The organism is Azospirillum oryzae (assembly GCF_900177515.1).
Lineage (GTDB): Bacteria > Pseudomonadota > Alphaproteobacteria > Azospirillales > Azospirillaceae > Azospirillum > Azospirillum oryzae_A.
This window is the reverse complement of the sequence record NZ_FXAK01000004.1, coordinates 186662-205633: the sequence shown is the minus strand read 5'-3', so window position 1 is coordinate 205633 and position 18972 is coordinate 186662. Positions and strand designations below refer to the sequence as shown.

Sequence of the window (18972 nt, the reverse complement as noted above, 5' to 3'; positions counted from 1 at the left end):
GGGCATTCAGGCAGCCTCAATTATGCGATGACGCAGCAGATCGAAGCCGCCTTCATCATGCGCTTGATCGTCTTCAGCCTGCTGATCTGCCCCTCCACCGGCCCGGTGCTCCACGGCAGAGACAGAGCCGCCCGTACCGCAGCGAGATCGCGCTGCAAACCATTGGCAAAGTCCGCCAAGGGGGTGCCGTCCGCCGTCAACAGTCAGTTGCCCAGCTCTCTGGTTCGTTGCCCCCGGACCATTGCTCGAAAGGCGCGGGCCACCGTGATCGCTTGCGCCAAGTCCGGCGAACGGGCGATCAGGGCCGAGACAAAGGACCACCTTGATAAACCGGCTTTGAGGGCCTGTTGAGGCTTCCGCGAGGGTCACGCCGGTAGGAAACCAGGGCTTTTCGGGGGGTGATGTCCTGATTTTGGCTGGAAATGTGGAAATATGCAGGGGTTTTGGCGCTATACGGGCACAGTTCGACCCTCGAGCCAGATCAGGCGTCGGAAATTGTAGGCGAGGTTGGCGATGCCGATCTTCACCGTGGCGCGCCCAAGGCCGATGGTGCGGATGAACAGCGCCATGCGCTGCTTCTGGTCGGCGAAGACATGCTCTACGGCGGATCGCACCGCCGAGCGGGCGCGGTTGGCGCGTTGGTGCGGCTCCGGCATCGGCCGCCCCTTGGGCTTGCGGAAATGCACCATGCTGCGGGCCCGCCGCCGCGATGGCCGCTTCGTTGGCCTTCGAGCGGTAGGCGCTGTCCGCCCACACCCGGCTGTCGAAGGCGTCCGGATTGAGCAGGCCCGGCAACTGCGCGCCGTCATGCCGTGCTGCGTCGGTGACGAGGAAGCGCCGGATCAAGCGGAACCGGCGGTCGATGTTGATGTGCGACTTGTAGCCGAACGCCGGGATCAGCAGCCCTTCCACCATGCGCGCCTCGGAACCGTCGAGCGTCGGTCCCGGCTTCACCTTGACCCGTCCCCGCTTCACCGTCCAGCGCGCTTGCGTGTCCTTCTGTCGCGCCTTGGCCGGTGGCCAGGGCAGGTCTTCCCCGTCACGGATTTGTCGCTTCTCCTTCCGGGTCAGCCGCTGCCTGGGCGCTTCCACGATGGAGGCGTCGACGATCTGGCCGCCCAGCGCGAAGTAGCCGCGCTCCTTCAGGTCCGCGTCGAAGCGGGCGAACAGCCCCTCCATCGCCCCAGCCGTCACCAACGCCTCGCGGAACAGCCAGATCGTCGTGCGGTTCGGAACCCGGTCGCCCAGCCCCAGACCGAGGAACCGCATGAACGACAGCCGGTCGCGCACCTGATACTCCGCCTGCTCGTCCGACAGACCGTACAGCGCCTGGAGTACCAGGATCTTGAACATCATCACCGCGTCCAGCGGCGGCCGACCGCCCCGGGAACGATCCTTGCGCCCCAAGGCCGCGTCAAGCGTCGGGCGGAACACTTCGAAGTCTACAACCGACAACAGACGCTCCAGCGGATCGCCGCTCTTGCTCAACCCCGCATTGTGATCCTGAAGATCGAACAGCCCAGATTGACCAGCCATGCTCCCCCCGCCTTCAAAACAAGGGAATCACCAGAACGCCGAACACGCTACAGTTTTTCAAGGTGTCCAAATGCTCTTGGCGCAACGTGTCCGTCCCGGGCCAGCGGGCGATTTGCCCGATCTGGTCCCGCTGACGACTGACGCCTCTGCCGTGATGGCCTTCGACGAGGTGATCGCGGACGCTGGGTACGACAGCGAGGCCAATCATCGCTTCTGCCGCGAGACGTTGGGTGTCCACTCCCTCATCCCGGCGAAGAAGCGGCGCTCGATCAGGTCATCGCAACCACCCCATACCGACAGGAGATGCACCGCCTACTCAATGACCCAGGGGATGCTGCCAGCAAGCGTGCTTACCGGCAGCGCTGGAAAGTCGAAACCGTCATGTCGGTTGCAAAGCGGAGGTGGGGCGAGGCCCTATCCGCCCGCACCGACCTCACGCAACGGTCTCAAGCATTGCTCAGAGATGTCGCCTACAACGTCAACCGCCTTGTTCTGCTTGGTATTTCCGCATGAGGCTTTCGACAGAGCAAGGCGCTCTAATATCCCGAGTCACCGCGCAACAACACGATCGCCAGCCACCCCCAATGCGCGTGGGGGGGCTCAGCCAGCCCGTGAGCAATCACTAGATAATCGCTCCGGATTATAAAAACACTCCTTTTTTATGCCAAGATTTATCGTTAAAAAGACCAGTAAAATCATTTTTACTGTAAAAATACTGAACTATATTTCCTCTAGAAAATGGATAGCGGTCAATATCAAAGCAATCTTTGTTAATTCTACAAAACTCTCTTATTATTGCCAAAAAATTGTAATTTCTTTCCCTGTCCTCGTTTTCAAAATAGTGTCCATATGGAAGAGGTATTCCACCCATTTTTTCAAAATTATTTACTCCAAATCCTTCTTTCAGAAGTATGTACTGACCAGCCACTTGGCAAGTATCGTGGCTCATGTGTGATATCAATACTTTTTTCTCACTTAGATAATCAACTCCATCACATCTTTTGTACTCCCATTGATTTCCATCATCATTATTAAGTAATAACCAGTTAGGAAATCCAATATAACCAAGATTTTTTAGAGTTTCTTCAACATTTACCTGATCAATAAGACCTTTTTCAATTAAGTGCTTTATAAAAGCTTGATCTGTTCCTCCTGATTTGTGGGGATCTAAATAACTACTAGCGCTTTCCATTCCTATGACATTCCTTACATAGTCTTCTGGATCCTTCTCTAGGAGCAGAATATGTTCTCTAAAGATATCGAAAAATTTACTTTTGGACGGTATAGAGCCAAAGCATGAAGATGTTCCCAGGAAGCTTTGTTTCCCAGAGTATATTTCAGAAATCTCATCTAAAGTGGTGTTCAGTACCATGTCTGCATCAAATAGAATTAAGTCTTCTCCTTTAAATAAATCTTCAATTACCAAAAATCTCATGCATCCAAAGAATTTTATCCCGCCCCAATCCTTATAAGCACGAGACAAATTCTTAAAATGATTTAGATACAATTCTGATATATTTTGAACATTGTATATAATATAGCCAAGCTCTCTAAGGCTATATACATAATCATCTGAAAGCTTATCAAATCCGCTCATAAAAACTAAGTGTATCTCATTGTTGATTCCAATATTTAATTTTCTTTTCCCATTGAATTTGAGCGGAACCGCTCTTTCAAAGTCGTTCTCATCACCAAATTCATTCCATACTGACACAACAAATTTCATGACTCTTCTCCTTCGATTGTGCAGAACCAAGTTTTTTAGTATGCTATTCCAATGCTGTGATTGCCCTGATTATTCCTCAAAACCCTGTTATCTAGCAACAGTAAGTTCCGGTTGCGTGGTTGGCCTGGGTTCTCGAGCATTATCATTATGATCCGTGCGTTGTAAGCAAAACGGCCGTAGGAGCAGTCCTCGAAGTAGGCACAGCTACCTCGCCGTCGCCGGCACTCCCACTGCTCCTGGTGCCAACGGCCGAGTTGCCAAAGGACCACCTTGATAAACCGGCTTTGAGGGCCTGTTGAGGCTTCCGCGAGGGTCACGCCGGTAGGAAACCAGGGCTTTTCGGGGGGTGATGTCCTGATTTTGGCTGGAAATGTGGAAATATGCAGGGGTTTTGGCGCTATACGGGCACAGTTCGACCCTCGAGCCAGATCAGGCGTCGGAAATTGTAGGCGAGGTTGGCGATGCCGATCTTCACCGTGGCGCGCCCAAGGCCGATGGTGCGGATGAACAGCGCCATGCGCTGCTTCTGGTCGGCGAAGACATGCTCTACGGCGGATCGCACCGCCGAGCGGGCGCGGTTGGCGCGTTGGTGCGGCTCCGGCATCGGCCGCCCCTTGGGCTTGCGGAAATGCACCATGCTGCGGGCCCGCCGCCGCGATGGCCGCTTCGTTGGCCTTCGAGCGGTAGGCGCTGTCCGCCCACACCCGGCTGTCGAAGGCGTCCGGATTGAGCAGGCCCGGCAACTGCGCGCCGTCATGCCGTGCTGCGTCGGTGACGAGGAAGCGCCGGATCAAGCGGAACCGGCGGTCGATGTTGATGTGCGACTTGTAGCCGAACGCCGGGATCAGCAGCCCTTCCACCATGCGCGCCTCGGAACCGTCGAGCGTCGGTCCCGGCTTCACCTTGACCCGTCCCCGCTTCACCGTCCAGCGCGCTTGCGTGTCCTTCTGTCGCGCCTTGGCCGGTGGCCAGGGCAGGTCTTCCCCGTCACGGATTTGTCGCTTCTCCTTCCGGGTCAGCCGCTGCCTGGGCGCTTCCACGATGGAGGCGTCGACGATCTGGCCGCCCAGCGCGAAGTAGCCGCGCTCCTTCAGGTCCGCGTCGAAGCGGGCGAACAGCCCCTCCATCGCCCCAGCCGTCACCAACGCCTCGCGGAACAGCCAGATCGTCGTGCGGTTCGGAACCCGGTCGCCCAGCCCCAGACCGAGGAACCGCATGAACGACAGCCGGTCGCGCACCTGATACTCCGCCTGCTCGTCCGACAGACCGTACAGCGCCTGGAGTACCAGGATCTTGAACATCATCACCGCGTCCAGCGGCGGCCGACCGCCCCGGGAACGATCCTTGCGCCCCAAGGCCGCGTCAAGCGTCGGGCGGAACACTTCGAAGTCCACAACCGACAACAGACGCTCCAGCGGATCGCCGCTCTTGCTCAACTCCGCATTGTGATCCTGAAGATCGAACAGCCCAGCTTGACCAGCCATGCTTCCCCCCCGCCTTCAAAACAAGGGAATCACCAGAACGCCGAACACGCTACAGTTTTTCAAGGTGTCCAGTTGTGGCGCCGGCACGGTCACGGGCGACGATCTCGACGCCAGGATGGGCTTTCAGCCATGCGGCAACGGTGTCGGCCTGACGGTCGGGCAGAAGGTCGATGGGGCGGTTGCGCTCGAGATCGACAACGATGGTGCCGTAACGCTTGCCCCGGCGCCAGGCCCAGTCATCGATCCCGATGATCCGAGGTGTCGAGACCGGCACCACGGGCACCGCGCGGATCAGGCGCAGCAGTGTGTCGCCACTGACCGGCATGGCGAGCCGGGGGGACAGCCGGGCGCCGGGATTTCCGCCGGCACTCAGCGCAATGGCGCGATGCGCTTCGGCAAGCCGCCGGGTACGCCGGACCCGAGGGGCCGCCACCGTGGGCAGCGGCTCGGCGAAGATGCGGCGGGGACAGTCCGCCGCTGCACACCGGAAGCGGCGAACCTGCAGATGGAGTTCGCCAATCCGGCCCTGCCACGGCAGGTCGCCCAGATGTCGGGAGTACCGACTGTGGACGCGTGCGGAGGGGCGACGGCACAGCGGACAGGTCGCCCTTGTGGCCCGCATGTGGGCCACGATGGCCACCCGATCAGCGTCAGCGGAAACCCGGTCGACGACAAGGCCGGCTGGGAGCAACGAAAGCAGTGATTTGGACAAGGAAACCGGTGCTCTGGAGGGAAAAACGTTGCCCTTATGTACTCACCCTCGCGTCGATCTGCATCGGGGATGCACCGGGAATGCGGATGGGCCAAACTTCATTCGGCCTTTACACAGCAGCGGCGTCATCCGCTTCGCCCTGCGACGGCGGAGCATCACGCCGGTGATCCCGACCAAGAGCAATGAACGGCCCGACCCGGCTTTCGACCGCGACGCCTATCGGGAACGCAATCGCGTCGAGCGTCTGATCAATCGGTTGAGACAGTTCCAACGGATCGCCACCCGGTATGAGAAGCGAGCCGCCAACTATCTTGCCATAATCACCATCGCGGCGCTCCTTCTATAGCTCTGAACTTTGCCAACACGGCCTGGCGTTAGCACGCCGAGTTCTGCACCGCTTCGATTGGAAGTTCTGGCTTAGATCGATGCCTCAGTGTAACAGTGCATCGTCAGGCATCTTCAATAGTGATAAAATCAGATGCCATATCTGCAGTCAGTCGAGTGACTGATTTGTTCTGGATCGGGATGCAAAGCAACTTCAGTGTTCGATTTTAATATCGGACATTGGAAAGTGGAATACAGAACGTGGATGTTTAGTAATTCTAGATTAACTGGAGGGTTTATGATAGTTTGGCTTTCTTCATACCCAAGATCTGGAAATACATTGACCAGAACTATTCTGAATAAAGTTTTTATGATAGAGACTTATTCAGAATATAATGATAAGTATGATTTAGGGGTTAGAAAGGATGTAAGCTTAAGCGTGGGCCACAAGGGGTATGAAGATTCTTGGTATGATTTCTATTCTCGTGCTTACGAGGAAACAGCAATGAATATAGTCAAGACTCATGGTCCTCCGCAAGATGATAGCCCTGCTATTTATGTTGTTCGGGATCCGAGGTCCGCAATAATTTCGCAATTTCACTATTTTAAATCACATCCCCTTACCCCTGCCGATTTTAATATGCAGCAGCTGATCGACGGCATGTCCTTTGGAGGGAGCTGGAGCAGAAACCTAGATGCATGGAATCCGCTTGACAGACCGCATACGCTGTTTCTGCGTTATGAAGAGATTTTAAATAAACCGGAACATGTCATCTCGTTGATGTCGGACTTCTTGGGAAAGCCGGCTGTTGCCGCATGGCACAACCCATTCGAGAGTCAACACGAATTATTGCCGACTTTTTTCCGTAGCGCCTCGGATCAAGCCAATCTGGCTGAATGGACAGCAGAGGATTTGCATGCCCTTTGGAACCGACATGGCGGCTGGATGCAAAAGCTCGGCTACGTCAATGATTTCGCCCTAACTGAAACCGCCTTTGGGGAGGAGCGACCTCTAAGTAGTCCCCCATCGCGAATCACCTCGCACTGGCGGTAAGGTCCAGCATCCTGCCCGACCGTCAGGCCGACACCGTTGCCGCATGGCTGAAAGCCCATCCTGGCGTCGAGATCGTCGCCCGTGACCGTGCCGGCGCCTACGCCGATGGCGTCCGCCAAGGCGCGCCCACCGCCATCCAGGTCGCGGATCGCTGGCACCTCCTACAGAATGTGACCGATGCCCTGCGGGAGGCCCTCACCGGTCATCATCGCGACCTTCGGGCCGCCGCCAAGCTGGCTGTCGCTCCGGCGGAAGAAACTGAGCAGCAACTACACCTGACGCAGTCGGATGAGGTTTCCAGTCCACCAACCCGGCGAGAGGAGCGGAGCGCTGCCCATCATGCCGCCCGTCATGCCCGCTTCGAAGAAGTCGTCGGGCTGAAAGCCCGCGGGTGGTCGCAAACGCGCATCGCTGAAACGCTCCTCCTCGACCGCAAGACAGTACGGCTGTGGCTGCGGTCCGGGCGGTCGCCGGCATGGCGTCAACCGACCAAGGGGAGCCGGCTTGATCCGTTCCTTGATCACCTGCGGCAATGCTGGGATGACGGCTGCCACAACGCCGCTCAACTCTGGCGGGAGATCAAATCCCGCGGCTTCACCGGTCAGCGGACACTGGTTCGGGATTGGGCACGGCCTCTGCGACAGTCTGTACGAAGCGCAGCGTCCATGGCATCGGCATCATGGCCGACACCGTCGCGCCGGCGGGCGGCATGGTTGGTGATTGCCGACGCCCAAGAGATTGACCCAACCGAACAGGCCTTCGTCTCGGCCCTGATTGCCCGATCACCAGAACTGGGACGAACCATCACCGTGGCCCGTGCCTTTCGGGCGATGGTCCGAGGACAACGAGCCGGAGAGTTGGACAACTGGCTGTTGAAGGCGGAGAGCACTCCCTTGGCGGGCTTTGCCAATGGCTTGAAGCGCGATCTTGCTGCGGTTCGGGCGGCTCTGTCTCTGCCGTGGAGCACTGGGCCGGTGGAGGGGCAGATCAGCAGGCTGAAGACGATCAAGCGCATGATGAACGGTCGCGGCGGCTTCGATCTGCTGCGTCATCGCGTGCTTGAGGGTGCCTGAATGCCCACGCATAGGCTGCTACCCTGCACCGAGAACGCGGATGGGCCAAACTTCGTTCGGCCTTTACAGCCGGAACTGGCGCAAGCGATCACGGTGGCCCGCGCCTTTCGAGCAATGGTCCGGGGGCAACGAACCAGAGAGCTGGACAACTGGCTGTTGACGGCGGACGGCACCCCCTTGGCGGACTTTGCCAATGGTTTGCAGCGCGATCTCGCTGCGGTACGGGCGGCTCTGTCTCTGCCGTGGAGCACCGGGCCGGTGGAGGGGCAGATCAGCAGGCTGAAGACGATCAAGCGCATGATGAAGGCGGCTTCGATCTGCTGCGTCATCGCATAATTGAGGCTGCCTGAATGCCCACGCTCAGGTTGCTACCCTGCACCGGGAATGCGGATGGGCCAGTATCCAGCCGGCACTGACACTGCTGTAGGCCTTGTAGGCGGCCAGCCGGTCGGGCTTGAGGCGCGGTCGCCCGCGGCCCAGCTGCCTGATCCAGCCAGTCCCCATCAGCGTGGCGAACGCCTTGCTGTCGGTAAGCGGCCGCGGAAAGCCCTTCAGGCTCCGGCACCATAAGCCCAGGGCAGGAGCGCATCGAAGTCGGTGAGGTCGCGGTCGCGCCCGATGGCCTCCAGGACGCGGGTCAGCCAGAGGCGGGGGTTGTGGCCGTTGCCCTTGGCAGTTTCGATGAGCGTGTAGAACACGGCCGCGGCCTCGCCCCCGCCGCCCGAACCGGCGAACAGCCAGTTCTTCCGCCCCAGGGCCACGGCTTGCGGATCGGGTGAACCCGCTCGGCGGGCTGAGCCGCCGGCGCCGAGGGGGCGGCCGCAGCGGCCCGCTCCGCCTGATGCTGTTCCAGATCCTCGATCTGCAGTTCGAGCTGATCGGCGGCCCGGCCCAGCTTCTCCGAACTCTGGCCGAAGGTGCGTCGGCGCAGCGCCGCCAACTGGCCCTTCAGCGTCTCGATGATGCGGTCACGCGCCGTCACCGCCTGCTCGCGCTCGGCCAGCTGCGCCGACAGCCCAGCCACGAGCGCTTGAAGCGTCGCCACGTCGTCGGGAGGCCCTCAGCGCGGATGTGGATCTTGGTCGAGAAGCCGCCGCGCGAGCGGCCCAGCACCTCGTTGTCGATCCCCCTTTTCGCCGCTGGCCTTCTGGGCGCCAGCCGCGCGCTGATGAGTGCGGACCACGGTGCTGTTCACGAAGTGCAGGCTCGAGCCCACCCGGCCCTGGTGGTCGGCACGGGCCTGCAAGGCTTCCAGGATGCGCTGCCAGATGCCGGCGCGGCGCCAGCGGTAGAACCGGCTCGACACCGTGCCGAACGTCCCGTAACGCTCTGATAAATTCCGCAATGGCGCTCCGCTGCGGGCGATCCACAGCGTGCCGTTGATCATCCGCCGGTGAGAGTGGTTCGGCCGTCCAGTACGAGGTTTTTCGGGAGGAAGGTGCGGCTCCAGCTGCTCCTATTGTGCATTAGTCAGATCGTAACGTCCCATCCGGCACAAATGAGGAACACTCTCTCAACCCGCTACCCCTTTGCCAACAGGCCTAGATCAAGATTGCTGCGGGAAAGCGATTTAGTAAAATAGCTTGAATACAAAAATCACTTTTTATGTATTCCTGGACGCTAGTTGAACGTGCTATAGTGAATGGAGGTGTGCTAAACAAGCTAAGGGCATCGAAAGGATTCGTCAATTGCTCGAATCCTGGGATGTGAAAAATCAAAGGATAAATCATGGATTGCGGAATATTCATCAGAACATATTATAAGGATTGTGAGCGTTTGGAGTTTACTCTGAGATCTATTAGGAAATTTTGCTCAGGATTTTCAGGTGTAACGGTTGCTTGCCCTGAAAATTCTATCGATCTCGTTTCCGCTGTCACAAAATCCACAGGATTTGATAGTCCGATTTTGTGCAATCATCTGAGCAATGACTTTATAGGGCAGCAAATTACAAAACTTAATGCTGATAAATATTGCAAATATGATTATATTTGCCACATTGATAGCGACTGTATCTTTGTAAGAGAAACAAATCCGTCAGATCTTTTCTTAGAAGGAAGGCCATTAATGCTAATGGCGCCGTATAATTACTTTTACGGAGCTAGGCATAACGTTCCCTGGCAGACCATAACCTCTAAGTTTGTTGGTCGGCAAGTTGACTACGAGTTTATGAGAAGATTCCCTCTTACATATCCAAGGCAAATGTATATTGACCTCAGAGATCACTTTCATAATTTTCATAATTATGAAATTAATGAGGTATGGAAACATATATGGGGAGATTATTTCTCTGAATTTAATCTAATGGGAGCATTTAGTTTCTATTCAGATAGTAAATACCATTCCTTTTCCGATGTTACAATCAACGGTGTCCCAGAAGTTATTGTTAAACAATACTGCTTGGTTTCATCGCGAGATGACAGAACTATTAGCGCTTCTGATCGTGATGAAATAGAAAGAATTTTGACGGCATAGAATAAATTGGCGGATATTTTGCAATTACTCGCTGGGTTGGCTGAACGCCTGATATACCCGGGCAATCTGGACATTGGAGGTGTCTGGTGATCAGAGCCCGTCTGAGAAAAAGTTGCATCGAATGAATCGGTTGTGATTCAAAGGCTCGGACGGAGGCAAGGATGTGGACGCTGGAGAAACGCGAGCGTCATGATCTCAGCGGGCTGCGCTACCCGAGTGACCTGAGCGATGGGAGTGGCGGATCATCGAGCCGCTGATCCCCCCGGCTCGGCGCGGTAGCCGGCACCGCAGCGTCGATCTTCGGGCGATGCTGAACGACGTGCTGTATTCTGGAGACGGGCTGCCAATGGCGTCACCTACCCAAGGACCTGCCACCGCGCAGCACAGTGCATGGTTATCTGCACGTATGGGCCTCCTGAGAGAGAATGCTGGAGCGCATCGGAGTTCGCGCCATTGGACGCCTTCACGCAGGAAGAAGTGAAGTGTTGCAACGACCTCTGTGGTGGGAAGCGGTGGACGACCAACGCCGACAGGCCGATCCTCAATCTGGTCGATGATCCCCGCCACCAAGTCCGCAACAGTCGGTCCCATGCCCGCCTCTCTGTGCCAAAGGCACAGGAAACCGACAGAAGATCAGCGGGTTTCTGGACGGGTGATCATCGGATGAGGGTTCTGGAAATCGCCTCTTAGCTTGCCGGCAGGATGAATCCCTGCGGCGGCTTGCCGGCCTTGTGCAGCGACCACATGACCCGATAGGCGCGTTCCAGGTTGCGGGTGAAGCGGTGGCTGTCGAACAGCGGCGCCGTCATCCGCCCCTCCTCCAGCCGCTTGCGCAAGCCCGCGCGCCGCTCCGGATCGCCGGCGAGCGCCACCGCCAGATCCTCATACTCGGCCAGCGAGCGGGTGATGGTGTCGGGCAGGCCGGCCGCACTCAGCAGGCTCGCCGCCACCCTGGACGCGAAGGTTCCGCCCAGGCAGGTCACCACCGGACAGCCGGCCCACAGCGCGTCGCTGGTGGTGGTGTGGCCGGTGTAGGGCAGGGTGTCGAGCGCCAGGTCGGCGACGCGGTAGCGGGCGATGTGGTCGGACAGCGGGCGGGGCGGGGCGAAGACCAGCCGGGCCGGGTCGACGCCCTGGGCCGATGCCGCGGCCTTCAGGTTGCCGGCCGCCAGCGGGTTGGCCTCGAACAGCCACAGCACCGATCCCGGCACGCGCTTCAGGATGCGCATCCACAGGGCGAACATGGCCGGGCTGATCTTGTAGGCGGTGTTGAAGGCGGCAAAGACGACGCCGTCCTCCGGCAGGCCGCAGTCGCCGCGCGACGGCACCTTGTCGGGAAGCGGGCGGCGGCGGTCGTTGATCTGGTAGGCGTCGGGCAGGATCGCCAGCCGCTCGGCATAGAAGGGCTGGTGCTCCGGCGGGGTGACGAAGCGGTCGCCGATCACATAGTCCATGTGCGGACAGCCGATGGTGCCGGGATAGCCCAGGTAACTGACCTCGACCGGCGCCAGCCGGCGCGACAGCAGGTCGAGCCTGGTCTGCTTGGTATAGCCCTTCAGGTCGATCATGATATCGACGCCGTCGTCGGCCATGCAGCGGGCGACGGCATCCAGCGGCACGCTGCGGATGTCGCGGAAGCGGTCGAAAGCCTTCACCAGCCGCTGGCGCATCGCGCTGCCGTCGTCGGGGCCGTAGGAATAGGCCAGCACCTCGAAGCGGTCGCGGTCGTGCAGCTCGAACAGCTCGGCCGCCAGATAGGCGGTGGCGTGCTCGTGGAAATCTGCCGAGACATAGGCGATGCGCAAGCGCCCGCCGGGTCGGCCTTCGGGCCGCGCCGGCATCGGCGGGGAGGAGGCGCGCTTGACCAGCCGGTCGTAAAAGAGGCGGGCGGAGCGGTCCTGCTGGGCCGGCGTGGTGTCGATCGACAGGGTGGCCAGCGGGATGACGACGCCGGCGTCGCGGTCGATGGTCTCCGTCACCCGCGCGCACAAGCCGTCGTACTCGTCCCAGGCGCACAGCGTCTGCTTGAGGTAGAGGTGGTAGCACAGCGCTTCGGTCTTGGCCGGCGTCAGCATCACCGCCCGGGCATAGGCGGTCTCGGCCTCGCCCAGGCGGCCCAGCTCGCGCAGGGCGTGGGCGTAGCCGAGCATCGCTTCGCCGTTGCCGGGCTCGACGACCAGCGCCCGGGTCAGGGCGCGGAGCGCCTCGGCCATCCGCTGCCCCTCGCGCAGCGCCACGCCGAGATTGGTGGCGGCGAGCGTGTCGATCGGCCGCAGCCGCAGCGCGCGGGCGAAGTCGGTCGCCGCACCGTTGCGGTCGCCGAGCGCCAATCGGGTCGAACCGCGGTTGACGTAGCCTTCCGGCGTGGCGGGCGTCAGCTGGACGCAGCGGTCGTGCGCGGCCAATGCCTCGCCCATGCGGCCCAGCGACTGCAGCACGGTGCCGAGATTGCCGTGGCTGTCGGGCAGGTCGGGCCGGGCGGCGATCGACTGGCGCAGGATGGTCTCCGCCTCCTGCGGGCGGTTCTGCATCATCACCACCGTGCCCAGCAGCTGGGTCACCTCGCCCTGGCCGGGAACGGCGTTCAAGATCGCCCGGCACAGCTGCTCCGCCTCGGCCGCGCGGCCGGCCCGGAAATGGTCCAGCGCCAGCCGCAGCGCTTCGTTCAGCGTCATCGCCGTGCCTCCCCGGTCTTGACCGCCATCTGGGGCGTTATCCGGGCCGCCACTTCGGCCGTTACCCTGGCCATCACCTCGGCCCAGTCGTTGGGGCTGGCCTGGCGGAACAGGCGCATGGTCGGGTACCAGGGGCTGTCGAGCCGGTCGCGCATCCAGCGCCAGTCGGCGAACCATTTCAGCACCACCCAGGTCGGCCGCCCCATGGCGCCGGCCAGATGGCAGACCGAGGTGTCGCAGGTGACGATCAGGTCCAGGTTGGCCATCACCGCCGCGGTGTCGAGGAAGGCGTCCGGCCCGGCGTCGAAATCGGCCCCCAGCTCCGTCACCGCCACCCGGTCGCGCAGCCGCTCCAGATGGTCGAGGCCCGACACCTTCTGCAGGCTGTAGAGCCGGATGCCGGGCAACCGGCCCATCGCCTCGAAACACTCCAGCGGGATCGACTTGCCGGTCTCGTTGCCGTGCCAGTTGATGCCGATGCGCAAGGCCGGGCGGCTGCCGCCCTCCAGCCGGTCCAGCCGCTCCGCCCAGCCGGCCTCCAACTGCGATTCGGCCCGGATATAGGGCACGCCGCCGGGAACGTTGTCCGGCGTGGTGCCCAGCCGGTGCATCAGGCTCATCAGCGAGATTTGATAGTCGTAGGGCGGCAGCGGCTCGCCGAAGGCGAACAGCCCGTCCAGGTCGGGGGCGGTCGACAGCACGCGCTTCAGCGCCGGCTGGCATTCGTAGAGCACCCGCGCGCCCATGCGCTTCAGCACGCCGGCATAGCGGATGTACTGGAAGGAATCGCCCAGCCCCTGCTCGAAATGCACCAGCAGGGTCTTGCCCGCCAGCGGCTGGCCCTGCCACAGGACGCCCGGCATGTTGCGCTTGCGCCAGACCCCCTGCTCCAGCCGGCCCTCATAGGCGACGGTGCCGTTGGCGTAGTCGCCGGCCATCAGCAGGCAGGTGCCGAGATTCTTGCGGTATTCCGGCTTGCCGACATCGATGGCGAGCGCGCGGCGGTAGTTCAGCGCCGCCTCCGCCAGATGGCCGAGGCTGAGGCTGACCGCACCCAAATTGTTGTAGTTGACGGCCGCGTCCGGTTCGACGACCAGCGCCAGCCGGTAGACGGCGCGCGCCCTCTCCCCGTCGCTGGTGAACATGAACAGGTTGCCCAGCGTCAGCAGCGCGCCCGGATAGTCGGGCCTCAGCTTCACCAGTTCGCGGAAGGCGATCAGCGCATGCTCGATGTGGCGGCGGTCGAGCAGGATGCCGCCCAGCGCGTTCAGCACGTCCGGATAATCGGGCTTCAGCCGCAGCGCTTGGCGCAGCGGCTCCATCGCCTCGTCCGGCCGGCCGGCGGCGCGCAGGCACAGGCCCAGGGCGCCATGGAGGTTGGCGGCATGCGCCGCCGCGATGTCCGGGCTTTCGTCGATCAGGCGGCGGTAGATGGTGGCCGCCTCGTCGAAGCGGCCGGCCTGGAACAGCGCCGCACCGGTGTTGTAGGCCTGGACGAAGGCCGGCGAGAACTCGGAAATGGCAACCCCCAACGCTTGGCCCCAAACGCCGGCCATGCAAATGACCGGCGGCGCGGATCGATTGTCGCACGGAACCGCGGCTTCTTAACCCAAGACCCCGGCCGTCAGCAATAAAGGGCTGCCTCTCTCACGTCTTTGATCTAGCCCCCGCGGCTTCCGGGACCTTATCCCCGCGGCCTCCGGCCGATCGCCGCCCAGGAGATCTCGTCGACCCAGGCGAGCCGCACGTCTTCCAGCCCGGCGCCCGTCATCAGCGCCTCCCCCTCGTCGCGGCGCCAGTGGTTGGCGATCTTCGCCAACATCTGGTCGAAGACGGTGGAGCCGCAGGTGGGTGACGTCGAAACGGCGGATCAGGCTTGCGGCGCCAACCCCAGGGTCAACCCCGGCCCCGTGGACGGGACCGGGTGGGCTCGGGGCCACCCAGCCTGTGCGTGTCACCAGACGGGGTGGGAAAGCGGGGCACAGATCCACGCTCACCGTCTTGCGTGTTTCGCGGGACGGTGGCGAGCCCCCGCTGCCCTCCACGATCACGGCTCTCCTCGGCCAGCGGTGCGTTGGCGCCGGTATCGGCTGCGTGTGGTTCTGCATCGTGCTGACGCGCCTCATGGGCGGTCGGGGGATTGGCGTGGCGCAGCCGGCCGCGGGCGACGCGGGGTGTGGCCTCGGCTTCCACGCCGAGGCGCCGCAGTTCACGCGCGAACCGCTCGCGCCAGCGCTGGAGGTCGGCGGGACCGGGCGCCAGCCGCCGGCCGTCTGCACCGACCGCGCGGACCGCGATGTGGACGTGCGGGTGCTCTGTGTCGTCGTGGCGGACCATGACCCAGTCATGGGTGCCGGCGAAGGTGTCGTGCGCCCACCGGCGGGCCGCGGCCTCGACCCGGTCGGGCGGGGTGCCGGGCGGCATCGACAGCGTCAGGGCGACGCTCTGAGCGGCGTTCGCCGCATCCCGGCCCCGGCCGTCCACGGCGTTGGCCAGCAGCCAGTCGTCGTGGAGGGCGAGCAGCCGTGCGCGTTCGGTGATGCGCTCGCCGTCATGGGTTTCGGCGGGGAGGGTGCCGTTGCGGGTGATGTAGTCGAACTGGGCGAGCAGATGGCCGGCAACGCCGCGGGCGCGGCCGGTCAGCTTAACCACCGCTTCCGGCGTTTTGGTCGCGCCCCCTCCAGGCCGGGCCTTGGCGCCGGAAGGCAGGGACGGCGGGGCGCGATCCCGCCCGAGCCGGATGTCGCGGCCGTGCTGGGTTGGCGGAAGCCGCCAGACATCGTCGTCGCTCATGGTCTGTGCCCGCGAAGAGTGGCCCTGGCCGATGCTGCCGGGTGCATCACCTAGCCTTCCGCCGGAGCCTTGTCCAACCCCACCATCCAATGACCCCGGTTCCTCTCCGAATGCGCCGCGTGCGGGCGTCCTCGGCTTTGGAGCTGGGGTTCCGGTCATTGATGCCCCCCCGTATGGCGGGATATGCGCAGAAGATGATCCATGACGGTCCGCACGACCTTGGTGCAGTCCAATCGCAGCCAGACCGTCCGGCTTCCGAAGAGCGTGTCGTTCCCCGTGCCTGTGCCGTGAGGTCGTCATCGGTCGGCCGTATCCGGAGCGCGTCGGCATCCAGAGTGCGTGGCCATCCCCTCCGAGCTGGGACTTTCGGACCGCGAGACCGATGGCATGCGACAGGTCCGGCAGTCAGGACGCATGGGCCAAGCGGGCATCCGGACCGGCAGAGGCCGGATCCTTAACCGTCCATCCCCCCGGAGGAGCCCCGGCCATGCCCGACACCGCCCCGAACCCGCCCATTCCGGACATCGACGACGATCGCATGCTGCGCCACCTGGGCGCGGAGCACCGCGTCCTGCTCGACACCTACCGGGTGCTGTGCCGCACCCAGCCCATCGCGGACGAACCGCTGGACCGCCTCACCGAAGCCTTGACCGACCTGGAGGAGTGCGTTGCCGGTCAGCCCGCGCACAGTGTCGCGGGGCTGCTGGTGCGGCTGCATGTGCTGTGGTCCGCCCTCGATCACACCGACGCCAGCCTGTTCCACCCGCCCGAACCGGGAGCCGGCATCGTTCACCGCCTCGTCTGGGGCGCCCTTGACGACGCCCGGCGCCTCACCGGCCAGCGATGATGGCCGGGACGGTGCAGCCATCGGCTTGCGGCTGCCTGCACGGCGGTCCAGCCGGCTTTGGCATCCGCTCGCACGATCCCGCCAGGGGAGAAGACGCCAGTCAGGACACCAGAGGGATTGGGACGGCCTGCACGGACGCAGGCGAACCGGAGGATCCCGACCATGCACATCCCCCCGATCACCGAACGGCCGTCTGACACATCGCCGGCCGCCGCATAGGCCGCCTTGCGCGCCTTGAGCCTTTCCCCATCCCCGGCGCGCCGGCGGGGTCGTCCTGCCGCGTGCCCACATCCGAGGATTCGATCCGATGAAAACCATCGCCATTCCGCTTGGCCGGCTGCGGCTGGCCGAGACCAACATGCGCACCTCCCACCGCAGCGCCGGCCTGGAGGAGCTGAAGGCCTCGCTCCTGGTGCATGGCCAGTTGCAGCCGATCGTCGTCACCCGAGCACCCGACGGCGACGGCTTTGCGGTCGTCGCCGGCGCCCGGCGCACCCTGGCCGCCCGCGCGCTGGTCGCCGAGGGCAAATGGCCCGACACCACCCGGCTCGCCGCGGTGCGCCGCCGCGCCGGCGAGGCCGAGGCGCGCGAACTCAGCCTGGCGGAGAACCTGCAGCGCGTCGCCCCTTGCGCCGCCGACGAGGCGCTGGCCTTCGCCCGGCTGGTCGGGGACGGCGCCGACCCGGCGGCGCTGGCCGCGCGCTTCGGCCGGCCGGTGCGCTACGTCCGCCAGCGGCTGGCGCTGGCCGCCCTCAGTCCCGCCGTGCTGGAGGGCTTACGCGAGGGCCGCGTGGCGCTGGCCGTCGCCGAGGCGCTGACCCTGTCGGCCTCGCACGCCCGCCAGGAGGAGCTGCTGGCGCGCGTGCTCGAGTGCCCGCCGGTGGACGCCGCCCGCTATGTGCGCGAGGCGCTGCGCCGGGCGCGGCTGCCGGCCGGCCATGCGCTGCCGGGCGTGCTGGACGCCTACGCCGCGGCCGGCGGCACGCTGACCCGCGACCTGTTCGACGGCGCCGACGGCGGCCTGGTCGACGACCCGGCGCTGTTCCTCGCCTGCCAGCGGGCGGCGCTCGAGGACGAGGCCGAGCGGCGGCGGGACGGCTGGGCCTTCGTCGAGGTGCAGGACGGTCCCCAGGCCTGGAGCTGGCGCGGCGCCTTCAGCCATGCGGTGCCGAGCCTGACGCCGGAGCAGCAGGCGCTCCTCACCCGCCTTAAGAGGGAGCTGGAGCGCCCGGACCTCACCGCGGCGGAGCGCGCCCTCTTGGAGGAGCGGCTGGATGCCATCGAGCCGGAGTATGACCGCAGCGCCTGCGGTGTGGTGGCGGTGCTGGCGCCGGACGGAGCGGTGCAGTGGGTGGAGGGGTTGTGCCGCCGCGAGCCCGAACCGTCCCCGGCGGATGAGGACGACCTGCCGCCCTGGAAGGTGCCGCCCTGGGAGGACCCGCCGGCCGGCGGCGCGGCGGCGGAGACGCCAGAGGAGCCGAAGCTGTCGGCGGCGGTACGCGAGGAGCTGGGCGCGGTGCGCACGGCGAGCCTGCAGGCGGCCGTTCTGGAGGTCCCCGCCATGGCGCTGCGGCTGGCCTGCTTCGCCCTGCTGGCCCCTGGGGCCGGACCCTGCGGCCTGTTCGGGGCAGCACACCACTTTCCCACTGGGGCGCGCGAGCACCACGCCAGCCAGGCCTGGCGGCGGGTGGAGGAGGCGTGGACGGACTGGGCCGGCCGGCTCGGGTTGGAGGCGGGTGACTACGCCGCCGATCCGCCGGCGTTGTGGGCGGCCCTCGGCGATCCGGCGGTCGACCTGTCCGGCCTGTTCGCCGTCCTGGTGGCGCGGCGCTGCCATCTCGGCCACGGCGAGGCCGGCATCGGCCTGGAGGTGGCGCGCGAACTCGGCGCCTCGGTGGCGGCCGACTGGCGTCCCGGTCCGGCCGTCCTGGAGCGCCTGCCCAAGGCGCTGATCGAGGAGGCCGCCCAGGCCATCGCACCGGGCTTCGCCCAGGCCATCTGCCGGCTGCGCAAGGCAGAGATGGCCGAGCGGGTCGGACGCTGTCTGGAGCATGCCGGCGGCGATTCCGCCGACTGGTCCGACCTCACGGGTGGCGCGGTGTCGGCCTCCCGCGGCACCCTGGAAGCAGGGCGCGCGGCGGCGGCGTCCTGGCTGCCGCCCGGCACCGCCCTTCCCGCCGATGCCGCCGGTGAGGACCCCGGCACGGTGCCGCTTGCCATCGCCGCGGAGTGACAAAGCCGGTCAGCCAGTCAGGACGCGACGAGACGCGGGGGTG

The 18972-nt window shown here is 63.4% G+C and carries 11 protein-coding genes and 11 pseudogenes; 10 read left to right on the top strand and 12 right to left on the bottom strand.

Annotation, left to right across the window (positions count from 1 at the left end):
• Window positions 1-6: 6 nt before the first annotated feature.
• A pseudogene (locus B9N97_RS34830) lies at window positions 7-317 on the bottom strand (ISL3-like element ISAzs13 family transposase); the annotation flags it as partial.
• 132 nt (window positions 318-449) lie between these two features.
• Window positions 450-1536: pseudogene (locus tag B9N97_RS08035) on the bottom strand (IS5 family transposase).
• Here B9N97_RS08035 and B9N97_RS36995 point away from each other — a divergent pair.
• Window positions 1535-1765 (top strand): annotated as a pseudogene (locus B9N97_RS36995) (hypothetical protein); the annotation flags it as partial. The pseudogenes B9N97_RS08035 and B9N97_RS36995 overlap by 2 nt on opposite strands.
• Window positions 1766-1839: 74 nt before the next feature.
• A complete protein-coding gene (locus B9N97_RS36990; RefSeq protein ID WP_085085129.1) occupies window positions 1840-2049 on the top strand; it encodes a transposase in 210 nt (69 codons plus the stop codon).
• 127 nt (window positions 2050-2176) lie between these two features.
• Here B9N97_RS36990 and B9N97_RS34820 read toward each other — a convergent pair whose 3' ends face one another.
• From B9N97_RS34820 to B9N97_RS08015, 3 genes and pseudogenes are all read right to left on the bottom strand, one after another.
• Entirely contained in the window at window positions 2177-3262 is a 1086-nt protein-coding gene (locus tag B9N97_RS34820; RefSeq protein WP_143266509.1) for a hypothetical protein, read from the bottom strand.
• 397 nt (window positions 3263-3659) lie between these two features.
• Window positions 3660-4746 (bottom strand): annotated as a pseudogene (locus tag B9N97_RS08020) (IS5 family transposase).
• 76 nt (window positions 4747-4822) lie between these two features.
• Window positions 4823-5458, bottom strand: a pseudogene (locus B9N97_RS08015) (ISL3 family transposase); the annotation flags it as partial.
• A gap of 112 nt (window positions 5459-5570) precedes the next feature.
• Between B9N97_RS08015 and B9N97_RS36165 the strand changes: the two are divergent.
• The 4 genes and pseudogenes from B9N97_RS36165 to B9N97_RS07995 form a co-directional block, all read left to right on the top strand.
• A pseudogene (locus B9N97_RS36165) lies at window positions 5571-5804 on the top strand (transposase); the annotation flags it as partial.
• Window positions 5805-6047: 243 nt separating this feature from the next.
• The gene (locus B9N97_RS08005; RefSeq protein ID WP_085085125.1) at window positions 6048-6836 is read left to right on the top strand and encodes a sulfotransferase domain-containing protein; all 789 of its coding nucleotides are present in this window, start codon (window positions 6048-6050) and stop codon (window positions 6834-6836) included.
• Between the two features lie 8 nt (window positions 6837-6844).
• Window positions 6845-7909, top strand: a pseudogene (locus B9N97_RS08000) (ISL3 family transposase); the annotation flags it as partial.
• A gap of 69 nt (window positions 7910-7978) precedes the next feature.
• Window positions 7979-8259: pseudogene (locus B9N97_RS07995) on the top strand (ISL3-like element ISAzs13 family transposase); the annotation flags it as partial.
• A gap of 201 nt (window positions 8260-8460) precedes the next feature.
• Here B9N97_RS07995 and B9N97_RS36160 read toward each other — a convergent pair.
• The 3 genes and pseudogenes from B9N97_RS36160 to B9N97_RS36980 all read right to left on the bottom strand — a co-directional run.
• A complete protein-coding gene (locus B9N97_RS36160) occupies window positions 8461-8670 on the bottom strand; it encodes a transposase domain-containing protein (RefSeq protein WP_085085120.1) in 210 nt (69 codons plus the stop codon).
• Between the two features lie 53 nt (window positions 8671-8723).
• Window positions 8724-8891: pseudogene (locus B9N97_RS36985) on the bottom strand (transposase domain-containing protein); the annotation flags it as partial.
• A 74-nt stretch (window positions 8892-8965) separates the two neighbouring features.
• Window positions 8966-9359: pseudogene (locus tag B9N97_RS36980) on the bottom strand (IS5 family transposase); the annotation flags it as partial.
• Window positions 9360-9637: 278 nt separating this feature from the next.
• On the opposite strand from B9N97_RS36980, the gene B9N97_RS34810 reads away from it, so the two are divergent.
• Both B9N97_RS34810 and B9N97_RS36150 read left to right on the top strand, forming a co-directional pair.
• Window positions 9638-10381 (top strand): DUF6492 family protein, encoded by a 744-nt coding sequence (locus tag B9N97_RS34810; RefSeq protein WP_143266503.1) that lies wholly within the window; start codon window positions 9638-9640, stop codon window positions 10379-10381.
• 161 nt (window positions 10382-10542) lie between these two features.
• A pseudogene (locus B9N97_RS36150) lies at window positions 10543-10791 on the top strand (transposase); the annotation flags it as partial.
• 276 nt (window positions 10792-11067) lie between these two features.
• On the opposite strand, the gene B9N97_RS07970 reads toward B9N97_RS36150, so the two are convergent.
• The 4 genes from B9N97_RS07970 to B9N97_RS07960 all read right to left on the bottom strand — a co-directional run bounded on the left by B9N97_RS07970 (window position 11068) and on the right by B9N97_RS07960 (window position 15849).
• Window positions 11068-13056 carry an O-linked N-acetylglucosamine transferase, SPINDLY family protein gene (locus B9N97_RS07970; RefSeq protein WP_085085114.1) on the bottom strand — a complete coding sequence of 663 codons (1989 nt, stop codon included), beginning with the start codon at window positions 13054-13056 and terminating at the stop codon, window positions 11068-11070.
• A complete protein-coding gene (locus B9N97_RS07965; RefSeq protein ID WP_085085112.1) occupies window positions 13053-14612 on the bottom strand; it encodes a tetratricopeptide repeat protein in 1560 nt (519 codons plus the stop codon). The genes B9N97_RS07970 and B9N97_RS07965 overlap by 4 nt, the downstream gene beginning before the upstream one ends.
• A gap of 128 nt (window positions 14613-14740) precedes the next feature.
• Entirely contained in the window at window positions 14741-14878 is a 138-nt protein-coding gene (locus B9N97_RS35550) for a hypothetical protein (RefSeq protein WP_167393239.1), read from the bottom strand.
• A 74-nt stretch (window positions 14879-14952) separates the two neighbouring features.
• Window positions 14953-15849, bottom strand: coding sequence for a relaxase/mobilization nuclease domain-containing protein (locus B9N97_RS07960; RefSeq protein WP_085085110.1), 897 nt, complete (start codon window positions 15847-15849; stop codon window positions 14953-14955).
• Window positions 15850-16336: 487 nt separating this feature from the next.
• Here B9N97_RS07960 and B9N97_RS07955 point away from each other — a divergent pair, with 487 nt between their 5' ends.
• Both B9N97_RS07955 and B9N97_RS07950 read left to right on the top strand, forming a co-directional pair.
• A complete protein-coding gene (locus tag B9N97_RS07955; protein ID WP_085085108.1) occupies window positions 16337-16696 on the top strand; it encodes a hypothetical protein in 360 nt (119 codons plus the stop codon).
• Window positions 16697-17003: 307 nt separating this feature from the next.
• Complete coding sequence (locus B9N97_RS07950) at window positions 17004-18929, top strand: ParB/RepB/Spo0J family partition protein (protein ID WP_085085106.1); 1926 nt, start codon at window positions 17004-17006, stop codon at window positions 18927-18929.
• Window positions 18930-18972: the final 43 nt, after the last annotated feature.

Bases quoted from the DNA above. Each gene is read 5' to 3' on its own strand.
- B9N97_RS35550 (WP_167393239.1), bottom strand. From the start codon at position 14,878: ATGTTGGCGAAGATCGCCAACCACTGGCGCCGCGACGAGGGGGAGGCG.
- B9N97_RS36990 (WP_085085129.1), top strand. From the start codon at position 1,840: ATGCACCGCCTACTCAATGACCCAGGGGATGCTGCCAGCAAGCGTGCT.
- B9N97_RS08005 (WP_085085125.1), top strand. From the start codon at position 6,048: ATGTTTAGTAATTCTAGATTAACTGGAGGGTTTATGATAGTTTGGCTT.
- B9N97_RS07955 (WP_085085108.1), top strand. From the start codon at position 16,337: ATGCCCGACACCGCCCCGAACCCGCCCATTCCGGACATCGACGACGAT.
- B9N97_RS07950 (WP_085085106.1), top strand. From the start codon at position 17,004: ATGAAAACCATCGCCATTCCGCTTGGCCGGCTGCGGCTGGCCGAGACC.
- B9N97_RS07960 (WP_085085110.1), bottom strand. From the start codon at position 15,849: ATGAGCGACGACGATGTCTGGCGGCTTCCGCCAACCCAGCACGGCCGC.
- B9N97_RS07970 (WP_085085114.1), bottom strand. From the start codon at position 13,056: ATGACGCTGAACGAAGCGCTGCGGCTGGCGCTGGACCATTTCCGGGCC.
- B9N97_RS34820 (WP_143266509.1), bottom strand. From the start codon at position 3,262: ATGAAATTTGTTGTGTCAGTATGGAATGAATTTGGTGATGAGAACGAC.
- B9N97_RS07965 (WP_085085112.1), bottom strand. From the start codon at position 14,612: ATGGCCGGCGTTTGGGGCCAAGCGTTGGGGGTTGCCATTTCCGAGTTC.
- B9N97_RS34810 (WP_143266503.1), top strand. From the start codon at position 9,638: ATGGATTGCGGAATATTCATCAGAACATATTATAAGGATTGTGAGCGT.